The sequence below is a fragment of the Vibrio sp. QJM3NY_21 genome (genome assembly GCF_057785975.1).
Genome location: NZ_CM173513.1, coordinates 1,676,152 through 1,692,544, shown reverse-complemented (window position 1 = coordinate 1,692,544; position 16,393 = coordinate 1,676,152). Strand labels below are relative to the sequence as shown.

Sequence of the window (16,393 nt, the reverse complement as noted above, 5' to 3'; positions counted from 1 at the left end):
AAAGACTGTCGCTCTTAAAAAATAGCTGTTTAGGCTTATAAAGCCAGACTTGATAAGCCAACCTCTATCGGTATTATTGGTTGGCTTCTATTCCCTCCTCAATCCTCTTCTTTCCCCAAATTCAACCATTACCCATTCGGCGTAATCATTTGTGATCTTGTTTGCTCATCCACTCGTAACCGTCTAATAACTAACAAATCACGAGTGCAAGCAATGAAAAAGATTGGTCTCTATCTTTTTACGAACGACTTAAGAATCAACGACAATCAATTGCTCCATTGTGCTGCACAGAGCGTCGATAAACTCATTTGCGTGATTGTCGACCCCACTTTGGTTCGTTTCTCTGCTGATTTCGCGAAAGAACAAAGTTATGGCGCACATCGCCAGGCTTTTATTTCACAATCGATAGCTAACTTAGAATCGAATTTGGTAAAGCTTGGGCAGCAACTGGTCGTAATTCACAGTAACCATATAGAGCCAGGCTCTGCTGAGAAAACACTCAGCCAAATCATCGCTACTCAACACGTCACTCACTTTTTCGCTAACGCACATTGCGGCTACGACGAGCGACAATTGATTCGGTCAATACAAAGACAGTCCCCTAACTTAGTAATGTGTTTACCACATAACTCGACCTTGTTTGACTCACATGAGCTACCATTTGAATTATCAAAAGTCCCAAGCTCGTTTACCAAATTTAGAAAGCTAGTCGAACACTTGGACGTTAATGGCGATGAGACGGTTATTGCAAACCTCCCACCAGCAGTGACACCAATAGCGACAATCCCACTATTTAGTTCAGCAAATGATGAAATCGGAGTAACAAGCGATTATTTGGGTGGAGAAGACGCAGGACTAGCGCATTTAGAAAACTACTTTTCACATGATTACGCCCTTAACTACAAGCAGACTCGAAACGCATTTGACGGCATCGAAAGCTCAACCAAGTTCTCGCCGTGGTTAGCGCTCGGTTGCGTTTCGCCTAAAACGATTTATCGCCATTTGAAACAATTAGAAACTGAACATGGCAGTAACGATTCAACCTATTGGATCTACTTTGAGTTGTTGTGGCGCGAATTTTTCTATTGGAAGTGTTTGTCACTGGGCTCCTCGTTGTTCGGTGAAACCTCAAACCATGAACTCCACTCTTCAAACTCCTCAGCGACTTCGAACCTGAATTTCGCCAAATGGAAGAGTGGCAATACCAACTATCCGATTGTCGATGCATGTATGCGTCAGCTTAATGAAACAGGCTACATGTCTAACCGAGGAAGACAGCTAGCCGCTAGCTGTTTGATCTATGAACTAGGGAGCGATTGGCGACACGGTGCAGCCTATTTTGAGAGCCAACTTATTGACTATGACGTGGCATCAAACTGGGGTAACTGGGCATATATAGCCGGAGCCCTGAACTCTCAGGCAAACACCCAAGCCAATAAGCAAAATGATGCTAAGCAACCTAAACCTAAAACCAAACCTAAATCACGACATTTTGATTTGGGTAAGCAAACGGATATGTACGATCCAGACCAAGCGTTTATCAATAAGTGGAATACGAGCAGCAAAGAACCTGTCTTAACCAACAATCAGGATATGTTATGAATTTCAAAACTGTGCGCCTTGTCTTAGGCGACCAACTCAATATACAGCACTCTTGGTTTCAACAAGTTGATGACGATGTCATTTATATCATTGCCGAACTTAAGCAAGAGACTGACTACGTTGCATCTCACATTCAAAAAGTGGCCGCGTTTTTCTCTGCGATGGGCTACTTTGCCGACGAGCTAAAACAACAAGGTCATCAGGTACTCCACCTAACTCTGGATGACACGACTCAATTTGAAAATCTCGATGCTCTATTGCAACACTATGTACACGAGTTTGCAGCTGAAAAATTTGAATACCAACGGCCAGATGAATATCGACTTCTCCAACAACTGGCAAAGCTGAAGTTAACTGGAGTAACCAAAGGCTGTAGCGATTCCGAGCACTTCCTGTTTCCGTTTGACGAGATTGAAACCCAGTTTCCTAAAGACAAACACATCATGATGGAACACTTCTATCGTCGAATGAGAAAGCGTTTCGACATCCTGCTCGACGATGGTAAACCGGTTGGCGGAAAATGGAATTACGATGCAAACAATCGTAAGAAGCTAAAGAAGCAAGACATCGAGAACTTGCCGCAACCATTAATGTTTGCCAACGACATTTCTGCGATTTTAAAACGCATCGAGTGTCATCAAGTTCAAACCATTGGTGAAGTTGGCGATCAGTTATTATGGCCAGTCAATCGAGCGCAAAGCCTGTCTCTGCTTGCTCACTTCTGCCAAGTCTGTTTGCCACTGTTTGGTCAGTTTCAAGATGCAATGACGACCGAGCACGATTCGAAATGGAGTTTGTACCACAGTCGCCTCTCCTTTTCGTTGAACAGTAAACTGCTAAGTCCCCAAGAAGTGATTGATGCGGCACTTTCGGCTTATCAGGCTTCTTCTAAACCAAACGCACCCACTATCGATATTGCACAAGTTGAAGGGTTCGTACGCCAAATTCTAGGTTGGAGAGAATACATACGTGGCGTTTATTGGGCGAACATGCCTGCTTACGCCAACAAAAACCACTACGCAGCAGACCGTCAGTTGCCTCATTATTTTTGGGATGGGCAAACCAAGATGAATTGTATGAAACACGCGATTGATCAATCCCTCGAGTTTGCTTACGCGCACCACATTCAAAGGCTCATGATCACCGGTAACTTCTGCTTAATTACTGGCATAGACCCCGACCAAGTAGACAGTTGGTACCTTGGTATATACGTCGACGCGATTGAGTGGGTCGAAATGCCGAATACGCGAGGTATGGCACTTTTTGCCGATGGCGGGATCGTCGGAACCAAACCATACTCTGCCAGCGGTTCTTACATTAATCGCATGAGTGATTACTGCAAAGGCTGTCATTACCAAATTAAAGAGCGCAGCGGCGAGAGTTCTTGTCCATTCAACAGCTTGTACTGGCGCTTCATGAACAAACATCGCGAGGCCCTAAATCGCAACCCTCGAATGGGCATGTTATATCGCTCTTGGGACAACATGGATGAGCAAGACCAACAAGCGATACTCGACACCGCAGAACAACGACTGACTAACTTGGAGAACTTATAATGGTGGAACAACTCAGATTACATATATTGGTCATTGGTGGCAGCGGCGGTATTGGTTTCGCCGTGGTTAAGCACCTACTGTCTGAGCTGTCTCGCTTTGATTTTCTTGATGTGCATGTAGACGCGACTTATCATTCACAACGACCGGAATTGGAAGATAGCCGTCTAAATTGGCACCAAGTCGATGCCACCAACGAAGCTGATATTGAGCAGCTAAGCACTCAATTCGAGCGATTGGATTGGTTAATAAATTGCGTGGGTATGCTTCATACACCAGATCTAGGGCCTGAAAAAAATCTATCTTCTATCGACCCAGAATTCTTCCTGAAAAACATCTCGGTGAATACCCTACCCAGCTTATTACTGGCAAAGCACTTCACGCCGATCCTCAAAGCCAGTGACAATCCAAAATTTGCAGTGGTATCGGCCAAAGTCGGCAGTATTTCAGATAACCGCTTAGGTGGTTGGTATAGCTATCGGTCATCGAAAGCGGCACTCAATATGTTTATCAAAACCATGTCGATTGAATGGCAACGTACCATAAAGAAAGGCACCGTGTTAGCGCTACATCCGGGCACAACAGACACGGCTTTATCGAAGCCTTTTCAGACCAATGTCCCTGAAGGCAAGTTGTTTGAGTCGAGCTATGTCGCCCATCAATTGGTCGATATCATTCGCACTGCCACACCGGACAAAAGTGGGCACTTCTACGCTTACGATGGTGAGCAGTTAAACTGGTAGTGAGGAATACCAATCGCTGGCTTTGATGAATGGTAAAATTTGATGAGTGCTAAAAAAGAAAACCCAACGAGTGTTACTCTGTTGGGTTATTTTTAGAACGAATGCATCAATTATTTAGGGATATATGGCTGATGCTTAACTAAAGCTCAAAACGGGTCATTACGACTACTCAGCCCAATTGAACTTGCTGTCGTCCACACCTTCTTTTTCTTCTTTAACACGCTCGCGTCGGTGTTGTTCTTCAATTCGCGCAGCGTCTATCTCTTGCATAATGGCTTCGATGTCTGCCAAATCGTCAGTTTCTGTAAACTCGCCCGTCAGCTTGCTGTCTGGCTTTAAGTCGCCTTTCTCGTATAAAGCCCACATTTCCTTGGCATACTCGGTTTTCGCCAATTCAGGGGCAAACTGAGCGTAATAATCACGGATGTTATTGATGTCACGAGCCAACATCCACTCGGCGTTGTTATTAGCCGAAGCGTCGACCGCTTGTGGTAGATCGATAATCACAGGGCCGTATTCATCAACCAATACGTTGAACTCAGACAAGTCACCATGGATCAAACCAACGCAAAGCATTTTAACCACGTAAGTCATCATCACTGCATGATCTTCAATCGCTTGTTCTGGCGGCATCACAACATCGTTCAATCTTGGAGCAACATAACCGTCATCATCAGTGACTAGCTCCATAAGCAGCACGCCATCAAAACAGCCATAAGGCACAGGCACACGAACACCCGCTTCTGCCAATTTATACAAGGCATCCACTTCAGCGCTTTGCCACACTTTCTCTTGTTGCTCACGTCCAAATCCTGAGCCTTTTTCCATCGCTCTGGCACGGCGGCTGTTTCGGACTTTTCGTCCTTCACGATACGCCGTTGCTTTTTTAAAGCTGCGCTGGCTTATTTCCTTATATACCTTGGCACAACGGATCGTATCGCCGCAGCGCACTATGTACACTGATGCTTCTTTGCCACTCATTAATTGGCTTGTCACCTCGTCGACTAAACCATCGTCAACTAAGGGCTGTATTCTTTTAGGTATCTTCATGCCGCCTTTATACATTAGTTGTCTTACAGATAGAAATATTAACTTAAGAAATGAATGACGAAACTATTAACGTGTTCTAAAAACGAACAGAAATTACGCCAAAGTTGGCTTATGACGACGACAACGTTCTGAACAGTAGATCACGTCATCCCAACAGCGCTGCCACTTTTTACGCCATGAGAAAGACTTTTGGCAAATAGGACATGTCTTAGTTGGTAAATGGGGCTTCTTGTGCATGTCAGTTTCCTTTTCGATGAGTCCACTTTCTGCGTCTAGTAGAAATTCCCTATTACGTTCGTTCCTCACTTTAGGGAATGACGAACGTAAAACCAACAAAGCTAGATTCCCTATTACGCTCGTCCCTCGCTTTAGGGAATGACGATAATTATTATGTTCGTTCCATGTGTTAGGGAGTACGAGACATGATTGATGACAACTCCCGACTCCGTCATCCTCGAGAAGGAGGAACGACTGAGTCGGGGATCTGCTTGGTCTAGCTCTACCTCTATTTCTGCGCTAATGAATATGGCTAGAAGCTAAGCAACAACCTTGTACTGCTTCTCCATCTCACTCACACCTAAGCCGGAGTGTTTTGTTACTTTAAGCTGAACAGGCACTCGCTCTTTCAATGCTTCAACGTGACTGATGACGCCAATCATCTTGCCAGATGCATTCAAGTTATCGAGCGCGTTTAAAGCAATGTCCAATGTGTCGCTATCCAACGTGCCGAAGCCTTCATCCAAGAACAATGAATCAATACTGGTTTTGTAACTCACAAGATCAGAAAGCGCTAATGCCAACGCCAAGCTCACTAAGAAGCTTTCGCCACCGGATAAGGTTTTGGTGTCACGCATCACATCGCCCTGCCATGTATCAAGCACTTGCAGTTCTAAGCCATCATCGGCTTTACGTTTTAGCTCGTAACGACCATGCAAACGCTGTAGCTGCTTGTTCGCCAAGTACACCAAGTTTTCCAGTGTTAAACCTTGAGCAAACTTACGGAACTTGTCGCCGTTCTTAGAACCAATAAGTGAATTCAGACGTGAGATATCATCAAACTCGATCTGATGCTCGTCTATTTGCTTAAACAGATCTTGCTGATTACTGCGGTTCTGGCTATCCGTTTCAAGATTGGCAGAAATCGCGCCGATCTTTGTCGCATGGCTTTGTTGTGCGTTTTGACACTCAGTTGTCGCGTCTTCAACTTGCTGCTGGTTTTGCTCTTGCCATGCTTTAGCATTTTCGTGGTTTTGTAGCTCCACTTGCGTCGTTTTGGCGGTGTTCAACCTAGCTTGTGCACTGACAATCGCTTCGTCTAAAGACTTCTTCAGGCTTTGAAGTTGAGTTCTAACCTCTTCATCCAACAATGCTGCTTCAAAATCAGCCTCACCTTCGAATGGGCTCGTTTTAAGCGCTTCTAACCAAGCATTCGACGCTTGTGTGTAACTTGACTGCTTGCTGGCCAACTCTTCAGAGAAGCTAATGTGTTTAGTTTGCTCAGTTCGATGTTCCAGTTCGCAGCGGTTAAGCACTAACTGCGCTGCATCAAACGTATTTACCGCTTCAGTGACTTTTTGCTTCATCCCATTGCTGGTGGCTTGAATGTCTTTGTCACCAAACAACTCTGCCCTTTCAGCACTAATACGAGTCAGCTCTAACACTAAAGACTCACTCTGTTGCGTCAGTGTCGCGAGCTCTTTCTCTGCGCTACTTAGCTTGTCATCTAAGGTTTTCAATTCGGCATTTTGAGTAATCAGTTGCTTCTCAATATCGGCCTGTTGCTGTTTGGTTTGCTGCCATGTGCTTGATGCTTGTGATTTCGCAGTAAACCAATCATCGATATGTTCAAGTTCAGGTGCTTCGATAGCGGTTTGAACAATGCTCTCTTTCAACGAATGCCATTGCTGATCTTTCGCTTGAGCTATCTTAGCTACTTGTTCGTTTGTAATGTGGTTTTGCTTATTCAGATCCGCTAAGCGTTGCTCGGCCAGTTCAAGGTTAGATTGCGCTTTGTCAGCCATAACACTTACAGACAGGCGTTGTTTCTCAGCTTCCGCATAATGCGCTTTAGCATCAGCCAATGCTTTGAGTTGCTGCGAGCTCTGACTTAGTTGAAGTTCACACTGCTGAGCAAAGGTCGCGACTGTAGCGTCATTGCCTAAATCGTTTACCGTTAGCAGTGCTAGTTCTGGAGCCGTGCCAGCGAAATCCGATAAGCTTTGTTGAAGCTTACCAATTACACCTTGCCAATTCATTTGAGCCTGCTGAATATCCGCTTGCGCACGTTGAATGTCATCGTTAAGTGCTGCAATCATAGGGGCAAGAGAATCTAACTGCTGACGATGCTCTTGGCCTTCTTTTTTGATGGCCGCTAACTCTAGGTTTTCCCGATCTTTTTGCGAGACCAGATTTGCAATATCTTGCGACTGCTCAATCGAATGGTCTGTTGAACCACACAGCGGGCACTCAGATCCAGATTCTAGAGCTGCACGGTATTTCGCCAACTCGCCTTCTTGATCAATCAAACGCGTTAATCGCTCAAGCGAAGTCTCTTTCTCTTTATATCGCTCCACCAACACTTCACGCTCTTTCGAAAGCTTGTCGACCAACTGAGTGTTAGTTTGATGTGTTTGTGTTTTAACGTGCAGCTGTTGTTGGGCATTTAGGAAACCACGATTGATCTCAAGTAATGAGTGCGTATTGCGATTCCAATACTCCAACAGATCTTTTTGCGCATTCAATACTTGTTCGCTGGTGTTGCCTTGCAAGGCTTCCCACTGTTGCTTTGCACTACTCTCTAGCACAACCAATTCAGCTAAAGTTTTATCTTGCGTGGCTTTAGCTTCTTGCGCAGATTTGATGATCGTTTGCTGTGCATCAACCGCAGACAAAGCTTGCTTCGCTGAATTTAGTTGTTCTGAATGCTGACGCTCAAGGGTACGAACTTGCTCTACTTTGGCTTGCCACTGACCTAAGTATTTTTCTAGATGTTGGTCAGCTTGATGCGTATTTAGGTACTCAGTGCTGAGTTGATATTGTTGCTTCAGTGCATCAGTTTTTTGAACTAAATCGACCTGTTGATTACGCTGCTGCGTGTGTTGCTCGTTTAGCGTATTCGCTGCATTAACGGCCGCAGTTTGCTTATCTTTGAGTACGGCAATTTGGTTATCTAGAGGACGAACCTGTTCAATGATCTTCTCTTGATCTTGTTGTTCGGTTTTTATCTTCTGAACAGCGTCACTGCTTTGAGTCAGTTGAGTTTGCGCGTCTTTCTTTTCTGCATCACGAGCTTCAAGTAACTTGGTGCTGTTATCTAGGTTAGCTTGAGTGGTGTTTACCTCTTGTTCGCAACGCTTTAAATCTTTGTGCATTGGGCGCAGCTTTTCAGCCGGCTCACTGTTTGCCAAACGCTCTAGTGAAGGTTGGTTACGGTCTAGTTCATCTTGAGTGCTTTTAAGGTCGTGCTCACTGGTCGCAATAGTTTGCTCAGCTTTAGTCACGTCTTTCCACCAGCTTAAATGGGCTTGCCACTCTTTTAGTTGCTCGGCTAAACGCTTCTGGTCGACTTCTAGCGTTTCACGCTCTGCGGTTAGCGCTTGGATTTGCTCTTCAGACAGTAAACTCACCCCTTCGGCTTTCGCTTTAAGGTGATTAAGCGACTCTTCACTCGACTTAAAATGATCGTAGATACGCTCTGAAATCAGGCTATAAACTTCTGTTCCCGTCAGCTCTTCAAGTAGCTCTGCGCGGTCGTTCGCATTGGCATTTAAGAACGCCGCAAACTCACCTTGAGACAACATGATGGATTTGGTGAAACGAGAGAAGTCGAGACCTGTTACTTGCTCGACCAACTTGGTCTTCTTGGTCAGCATGGTTTCTAAGACTTTGTCGGTGTCAGCATCGGCAAATTCACACGTTGGCGTTTGTAATGCGCCATCGTGCTTTCCACGCGCTCGCTTTTGATGGAAGTTAGAGCGGTACGTTTTGCCCTGCACTTCAAATTCCAGCTCAGCGAAACACTCACCTGTACCACGTGTCATTAATTCATTGTTGCCTTTAGCGATACTTTTCAAACGTGGCGTGCGGTGGAACAGTGCCAAACAAATCGCATCAAGAATAGTGGTTTTACCTGCCCCTGTCGGGCCAGTAATCGCGAACAGACCATTTTCTGCAAACGGTGATTGGGTAAAATCGAGCTTCCAACGCCCTTTCAAAGAGTTCAGGTTTTCAAATTCTAGGCTTAAAATCTTCATGCTGGTTACTCTTCTACTTTGTTTGGTGTTTGAGCGCTTTCAGACACTTCAACCATCACTTGTTTAAACTTCACCGTCATTCGCTCTAAACGTGCTTTTTCAGAATCGGTTTCAAATTCTTCTAAGGCAATACGCTTGCTAAAAACGTCCATCGGGCTCAATTCTGATAGTGTTTCTGCTGACTCTTGCTCTAATGCTTGATTGCGACGTTCTCTTGCTCTGCGCAATTGAAGCACTTCCACATTCAAACCTTCTGTTAGTGCGCGCATACGTTCTTGAAGATCCGACAAGTAATCTTGCGCTTGCACTTCTATCGATAACCAAACGCTTTGTTCGCTATCTAAGCCTACATATTGATTCAGTTGAGATTCGATTTCACTCAAGTCGCCTTTGATTTCAGCTAAGGGTTGGAACGTTGGAACTGGCAATTGAGAAATGGTGCGCACGCCCTCAACAAACTCAACCACACATACCTGCTTTTGAGATTTAAGTTCATCAAAGCTTAATGGTATTGGTGAGCCGCAGTAACGAATGTATTCACGCTTTGCCACCACTTGTGGGCGGTGGATATGACCAAGTGCAATATAATCTGCGTCTGGGAAGCCATCAGCGGCAAAACCATCAAGGTTACCGACATAGATGTCGCGTACCGAATCCGATTGTTGAACCCCCATCGCCGTTAAATGACCCGTAGCGATAATCGGCATGTGTTCGCTGTTTTCAAACGTCGCACGTTTTTCTACAGCGGCATCATAAACACTTTGGTAGTGCTGTTTGATTGCATCTCCGAGTTGCTTCTGACGCTCAACGCCGGTGACACCTGCCTGACTGGTCAACACATCGCGAGGGCGAATAAAAGGAATAGCACAAACCAGCGCTTCTACATCGCCGTTCTTGCCTTTGAGTTCGACAACCTGAGTCGCATGATCTTCGTTAGTATTAGGAATCACGTCTGTACCCATGTATTTGAGCAGCTGTTGTGTCTCTTTAAGCACAGACACCGAATCGTGATTTCCACCTAACAACACCAATTGACAGCCGATCTTGTTCGAGTCGACCACGAACTTGTTATACATCTCACGAGCGTAACTCGGCGGTGTGCTGGTATCAAAAATATCGCCAGCAACAATGATCGCGTCGATGTCGTGCTCTGTAACTTGCTCAAGTAACCATTGTAAAAACCGTTCATGTTCATTCTTACGGCTTTTATTGTAGAAGTTTTGGCCAAGGTGCCAATCGGACGTGTGAAGAATCTTCATTGCTGCTCACTGGAAGTCTGTAATACCTTTAATCTACCAAAATAGTCGAGATAATTCCCTTTTATAAGCTTGTGAAAACCAACTAATTTCAGGCTTTGGACCAACTCCGCCCACAGCGTGAGCAATCGTTATTTTTGACATAAAAAAACCGCTCAACGTTAGAGCGGTTTTGGGTGTCCATAGCTTTAGCTTTAAGCTATTTAACAGAAGCCATTAGAAATTGTATGAAGCACCCAGAGTTACTGTGCTAAAGGCTACATCACGGCTTTCCAATCGATTACCCGTTGTTCTATCGAAGAATTCGATGTTTACTGCGTCTGCTTGTGAGATCAAACGTAATGTTAGGTTTTCTACTGGCGTGTATTCAACACCAATACCGAAATGAAAGCCGGCACCAGAATCATCATCAAAAGAGCTAGCGTTGTTTGAGTTCAAATCTACGTAGCTCAAGCCCGCTAGTACAAATGGACGAATTGAGTTATCGAAGGTGTAGCCAAGGTTTGCTGCAACAGAAAGCGATGTTGGCGAAAACACCTTCGTTCCAAATGATTCATAGTCAGCATAATCCGTGTAACCAAGTTCGATACCTACAATGCGGTTAAATTGGTAACCACCGTAAAGGCTATATCCCATGCTTTCAGCATCTAAATTACCTGCGCCGTCAGTGTCTGAGTCTTGATACACACCAAGGCCGGCGCCAATGTATGGACCACCCTCAATACCAGCAGCAAATGTAGGAAGTGAAACTAAGCCAACTAGGCCCAATAGAAATGATGATTTAAGCATGAAAATACCCTTTTTTTGTCTGTCCTACAGTAACGTTGATCAACCGCCAATAGCTTCCAACACTATTTCACCTGTTGCGTTACTGTTTAAAATAAATTAAATAAGCAGCCCCTAATGAATAATAAAACACTGTTCATTTACGGAGCGAATGAGAAAGTACCACAAGATTTTTAGGTCATCAAACGAACAATCATAGATATTTAATTCAGTCTTACTTATGAGACAGATGTATTTCCTGAGAAGTGACGAGTACTAAAATACGTATAAACCTGATAGTAAACCTGAGCATCATCAACATTAAGTTCATTATAATCATGTCGTTACCGTACTAGCCAAATTGTCACTCGTTCTCAAAAACAACCTGAATCTTCACGCCTAAATATAAAAACTCATCCTGTTTCTCTCTTTTCCCAATAAAAGATATAAAGAGAAGAATGAGTTTTATTTTTGGAGGACATTTATTTAGAACGACCTGCTATTAAAATATATTACAATTTAATTCATATTATTAACGAGCGTCAACGAGACTAGCCAAATAGTTATTCGTTAAGTAGAAGCCGCTGAACTTCTCAATAAAGTCCGCAGGAACGGTTTTATCGGTCAAGCCAGATTCAATCAGCGCCGCTTGCCACTTCTGTACTTTCGGGAAGCCTTCAAGCATATCAAAACCGGAGCCTTCTTTAATCACTGACGCTCGGTGTAATAGTGGTAGCCAAGCGATGTCGACGTTAGAGATGTCATCGCCTTTGAAGAAGTCGCTGTCACCCAGCTTGTTCTCGGCCTTTTGGAAGGATTTTTGAAGATTCGCTAAACGTGTCTCAAAGGTTTCTTTATCTTTACTGCCCATCGTTCCACATTGCGGCATGTAATGTTTGCTTGCCTGATAAGACCAAGCGCGATCTAGTGCTTTTTGCTCTGCAGACACCTCTTCTATCGGCGCATATTTATCGTCTAGGTATTCAACAATTGCATCAGACTCAAACAGAACCGTGTCATTTTCTGTAATCAATACCGGCACTTGTCCGTTTGGCGAAATATTTAGGAACCATTGAGGCTTATTGTTTAGCTCAATGTATTCAATTTCAAATGGGACATTTTTCATTACTAAAGCACCCATTACACGTTGAACGAATGGGCAGTTTTTAAAGCTAACAAGTTTAATCATGGTTGACTCCGAATTAGGTCATTAATTTGTATTTGTACCCCTAAGACGAACGCCAAAACCGAAAGACGAAAAATAATTCCATTTTTGTGGAAATAATTAAATACAAAGGCAACTAAAGACAGTCATTTTAAGTCGTCACTTTAAGTGGGAACTTTAGATAATATATTTGAATGCCTAATTACGAGTAACTAGACGATCAAAGATATTGCAATAGATGCCATGATCACGCCAACGACAAACTCCAATACCTTCCACGATCTCGGGTTCTTAAACATTGGAGCCAAAAAGCGTGCTCCATATCCAAGTGAAAAGAAGAACACAAACGACGCCGATACTGCACCAGCGCCAAACAACATTTGGTTAGGTTGATATTGGGTTGAGATAGAACCCAGCAATACCACAGTATCCAAATACACATGCGGATTAAGCCAAGTGAATGCCAAACACATCGCAATCGCTTTAGTTAGCGAGTCTTTGGTTTCAGCAGTGGCTTCTAAGGCGTGGTTTTCAGTAAATGCTGAACGGAAGCTTAAGAATGAATAGACACCCAAAAAGATAGCCCCACCATAACGGGCGAACTGCTCAATTTGTGGGAACTGCTTAACGATTGCGCCAAAGCCCGTCACACCAAAGCTAATGAGTAAGGCATCAGAAATCGCACATACAGCGCAAATTGCCAATACGTGTTGGTTCTTAAGCCCTTGCTTTAAAACAAACGCATTTTGAGAGCCAATCGCAAGAATCAGCGAAAGCCCCAGAGAGAAACCAGCAAAATAAGTCGTCATGGAAAAAGATCTGTAAAAGTAGTGACGGTAATAATTGACACAATACTGCCAATTAATCAGATTGTTAACAAGTGACTCTGTTGTTTATCAATGACACGTTTCGTGTATTTTTGGCCATTAGAGTAACCAAAAGACGAGGAGCAGACGCATACTTCGACTCTACTCGGAACGAGTTACCCTACCCTCCGATACAATAATTAACAATCCAATCACTTGATTTTAAACATCTTTAATTCCAAGCTCTATTTTATAAATGTTGATTTTATTAATAGAATTTAGCTCAAAGTTTGAGAATTAAAAATCGATCACAGTGAGATCTTCCTACCATTTCATTGACCAAGCGAATGATACAAGTCTGATTGCATATTACCTTTTAACTGCGTTTTGAGCGGGCATTTTCCTCTCACTTAACTGACTTATTGCGCGTTGTACACTTCGTTTCGAAGAAGTCAGCGTTAGTCGCACAACTATTTAGTCGCACAATGATAAGGATGCACCACAGATGAATCACGGACAAAGACTTACCACTATAGCCCTAGCTATTATGGCTTCGACCCACGTATCAGCTACGACTCTGAACAAAAGTAGCCCAGAGCCACAACCCATCAACTCACCTTTTATTCAAGATGTAAAAGGCACGATTGTTGAGGATTACTCACGAGAAACCATTCAACCTTCGTTCTTCTCTATGAGAATGATGAGTAACGCCGATGAACAACGCGGCGATTGGTTTAACTTATCGGCGAGCTACACAAGACTTCAGGGCGTGGGTTCTGATGTGGTATACGACTACTTGATGCCCCCTCTTCAACCACAACCTGTCATCGTTGCCGTTCTTGATTCGGGTGTCGACGTTGAACACGAAGACCTCAAAAACAAACTTTGGACCAATGAAGACGAGATCCCAGACAACGGGATTGACGATGATGGTAATGGTTACATCGATGATGTCCACGGCTGGAACTTTCTGGGTAACTCGTTAGGTATTAACGTTGATCAAGATACATTAGAGGTCACCAGAGAATACAAAAAGTACCTCGAGTTAAAAGAAAATGGACATTGGATTCCTCGAAAGAAACGCAAGTACTATCAAGGTGTTGAATCTGATTATTTGTCGTCTCTAAAAGATGACCAAGATGCGTTGAATCGCGTAACATCAGCAACTAATCAAGCTAATGAGTACAAAGAAGAGATTCTTAAATTCGTCGATCAAAAAGACTTTTCTACTAACGGTCTTAAAACACTGTTAGATAGTGAGAATGCTAGCGTCGTTACAGCAGCTGAAGGGCTTTTGAGCGTATTTGATTCATGGTACTCCTTTGAATATCTAGAATCACGTCGTAGCCGTTATCAAGACTCTCTAGATTTCCACCTTAACTTAGATCTTGATACGCGTGGCGATATTGTATGGGATGACATTTCTAACCCTTGGGAAAAAGGCTACGGCAACAACGATGTAAAAGGCCCTGTCGGTTCGCACGGTACACACGTTGCTGGAATCATCGCTGCGGAGCGCGGCAATTTTATTGGTATTGAAGGTGTCGCGGATCATGCCCAAATCATGGCGGTACGCATGGTGCCAAATGGCGATGAGCGAGATAAGGACATTGCCAATGCAGTGCGTTACGCCGTCGATAATGGCGCGAAGATCATTAACATGAGCTTTGGTAAAAGCTACTCGCCACGTAAATACATCGTTGACCACGCGTTCCGCTATGCCGCTCGTAAAGGCGTATTGATCGTTCACTCTGCGGGTAACAGCCGCAACGATAACGACATCAAACCAAGCTTTCCAAACCGCTACGCTAAGCACTACCGCTCGAAGCCTATTTCAACGTGGTTAGATGTGGGCGCATCAGCGAAATACGCAGACGAAACCTTGGTCGCAAACTTCAGTAATTTCGGTCAGAAATCGGTTGATGTGTTTGCACCTGGGTACCGCATTTTATCAACCACTCCGGGAAACACCTACGGTTCGAAAAGTGGCACAAGTATGGCTGCACCTGTTGTTTCCGGTGTCGCTGCGTTGGTGTGGTCGCGCTATCCTGATTTATCGGTAAAAGAGCTAAAGGCGATGTTAATGGGTGAATCAAAAATCTACCCAGAGCTGCTTGTTAAAAAGCCATCAAACCCAGAAGATTTGGTTCCTTTCAGTACCCTTTCTATCTCAGGCAGCGTTGTGGATGCAGAAGCGATATTTGCAGAACTAGAAACACGCTAACGCTTTCAGTTTATCTATTGATTCATAAAGAAAAAAGGTTGCTCAGAGCAACCTTTTTGTTTTCACAACAGCAAAATAGAAGTACAAGTCATCGAGATACACCCCGCCCGTCATTCCCTACAGTGAGGAACGAACGTGATAGGGAATCTTTCTTTTACTTCGATCTACAATTTCGACCACATCTAACGCAACTCAATACTCATGAACTGGCTGTGCGGGTCCAACACATAGTCAGCAAAGGGTTCGCAGTATCCAAAGCCAAACTTTTCATACAGGTTACGCGCTGGCTTAAAGTAATCTTCTGAGCCTGTCTCTAAACTGATTTGTCGATACTGGCGAACGGTTGCTGTGTCTATTACATGCTGTAACAGTTGGCTTGCAACACCTGACTTTCGAGCAAACTGTGAGGTTCTCATCGATTTCAGTTCAGCATGTTGGGGATTTAGCTCTTTAATGGCAACACACCCAAGCAATTGGCTGTCTTTCCAAGCGCTGAAAAAGGTAATTTCTGGCGACTTGAGCCCATCCAGATCCAATGCATGAACGCTTTCAGCCGGTGACGTGGCATACATGTCAGCAAGGTGCTCTTCAAGCAATTCAACGACTTCCCCACCCGACAAGTCATCAAGCTTAATTTCTATTGATGTGCTGCTTTCCAATGCTGTTCCGTTTCCCATTGAATCCTGTGCTTTTATTTCTGGTTTCATTACCTCAACTCTCCTTGTTTAGTTCGCTTATCTAGCTTGAGTGATTTGGCTTTAATTACTGGCCTGCTTTCCTGACTGTTTTCTTTTCAAAAACTCCGTTTGAATCAGTAAAATTACCGATTAATCAGGAAATTATAAATGCCATACTGACCTTACCTAGATAGCATGTTTTTCTTATCTAGTCTCTTCATAAAAGTGTTCCACAATGCCTGTGTGTTCACTACGGCGAGGAACAACACCTGTTTCAATTTAACGAATAAGTAGCCAGG

12 protein-coding genes are annotated in these 16,393 nt (G+C 43.9%); 4 read left to right on the top strand and 8 right to left on the bottom strand.

Going from position 1 to position 16,393, the window contains the following annotated elements; genetic code table 11:
• Nucleotides 1-213 precede the first annotated feature (213 nt).
• Genes AC3CID_RS07620 through AC3CID_RS07610 form a run of 3 tightly spaced genes read left to right on the top strand, consistent with a single transcriptional unit; the run spans nt 214 to nt 3,898 of the window.
• Complete coding sequence (locus tag AC3CID_RS07620; RefSeq protein ID WP_488527218.1) at nt 214-1,602, top strand: DASH family cryptochrome; 1,389 nt, start codon at nt 214-216, stop codon at nt 1,600-1,602.
• Nucleotides 1,599-3,158 (top strand): cryptochrome/photolyase family protein, encoded by a 1,560-nt coding sequence (locus tag AC3CID_RS07615; protein ID WP_171316252.1) that lies wholly within the window; start codon nt 1,599-1,601, stop codon nt 3,156-3,158. Before AC3CID_RS07620 ends, AC3CID_RS07615 begins: the two co-directional genes overlap by 4 nt.
• Nucleotides 3,158-3,898, top strand: a complete 741-nt coding sequence (locus AC3CID_RS07610) for an SDR family oxidoreductase (RefSeq protein WP_488527217.1) — start codon at nt 3,158-3,160, stop codon at nt 3,896-3,898. Before AC3CID_RS07615 ends, AC3CID_RS07610 begins: the two co-directional genes overlap by 1 nt.
• Nucleotides 3,899-4,063: 165 nt before the next feature.
• Here the strand turns inward: AC3CID_RS07610 and AC3CID_RS07605 are convergent, their stop codons facing one another.
• From AC3CID_RS07605 to AC3CID_RS07575, 7 genes are all read right to left on the bottom strand, one after another.
• Nucleotides 4,064-4,948 carry a PA4780 family RIO1-like protein kinase gene (locus AC3CID_RS07605; RefSeq protein ID WP_029221996.1) on the bottom strand — a complete coding sequence of 295 codons (885 nt, stop codon included), beginning with the start codon at nt 4,946-4,948 and terminating at the stop codon, nt 4,064-4,066.
• Between the two features lie 93 nt (nt 4,949-5,041).
• Complete coding sequence (locus AC3CID_RS07600; RefSeq protein ID WP_171316249.1) at nt 5,042-5,185, bottom strand: DUF2256 domain-containing protein; 144 nt, start codon at nt 5,183-5,185, stop codon at nt 5,042-5,044.
• Between the two features lie 299 nt (nt 5,186-5,484).
• On the bottom strand, nt 5,485-9,201 hold the full coding sequence (locus tag AC3CID_RS07595) for an SbcC/MukB-like Walker B domain-containing protein (protein WP_488527216.1): 3,717 nt from the start codon (nt 9,199-9,201) through the stop codon (nt 5,485-5,487).
• 5 nt (nt 9,202-9,206) lie between these two features.
• On the bottom strand, nt 9,207-10,460 hold the full coding sequence (gene sbcD / locus AC3CID_RS07590; protein ID WP_428784123.1) for an exonuclease subunit SbcD: 1,254 nt from the start codon (nt 10,458-10,460) through the stop codon (nt 9,207-9,209).
• A gap of 213 nt (nt 10,461-10,673) precedes the next feature.
• Nucleotides 10,674-11,246: a porin family protein gene (locus AC3CID_RS07585; RefSeq protein WP_065205291.1), complete on the bottom strand. Its 573-nt coding sequence runs from the start codon at nt 11,244-11,246 to the stop codon at nt 10,674-10,676.
• A gap of 508 nt (nt 11,247-11,754) precedes the next feature.
• Nucleotides 11,755-12,411, bottom strand: a complete 657-nt coding sequence (locus tag AC3CID_RS07580; protein WP_114633474.1) for a glutathione S-transferase family protein — start codon at nt 12,409-12,411, stop codon at nt 11,755-11,757.
• Nucleotides 12,412-12,599: 188 nt separating this feature from the next.
• A complete protein-coding gene (locus tag AC3CID_RS07575) occupies nt 12,600-13,196 on the bottom strand; it encodes a LysE/ArgO family amino acid transporter (RefSeq protein ID WP_114633473.1) in 597 nt (198 codons plus the stop codon).
• A gap of 502 nt (nt 13,197-13,698) precedes the next feature.
• On the opposite strand from AC3CID_RS07575, the gene AC3CID_RS07570 reads away from it, so the two are divergent.
• Complete coding sequence (locus AC3CID_RS07570) at nt 13,699-15,417, top strand: S8 family peptidase (RefSeq protein WP_488527215.1); 1,719 nt, start codon at nt 13,699-13,701, stop codon at nt 15,415-15,417.
• Nucleotides 15,418-15,599: 182 nt separating this feature from the next.
• Here the strand turns inward: AC3CID_RS07570 and AC3CID_RS07565 are convergent, their stop codons facing one another.
• Nucleotides 15,600-16,124 (bottom strand): GNAT family N-acetyltransferase, encoded by a 525-nt coding sequence (locus AC3CID_RS07565; RefSeq protein WP_428786989.1) that lies wholly within the window; start codon nt 16,122-16,124, stop codon nt 15,600-15,602.
• Nucleotides 16,125-16,393 lie beyond the last annotated feature (269 nt).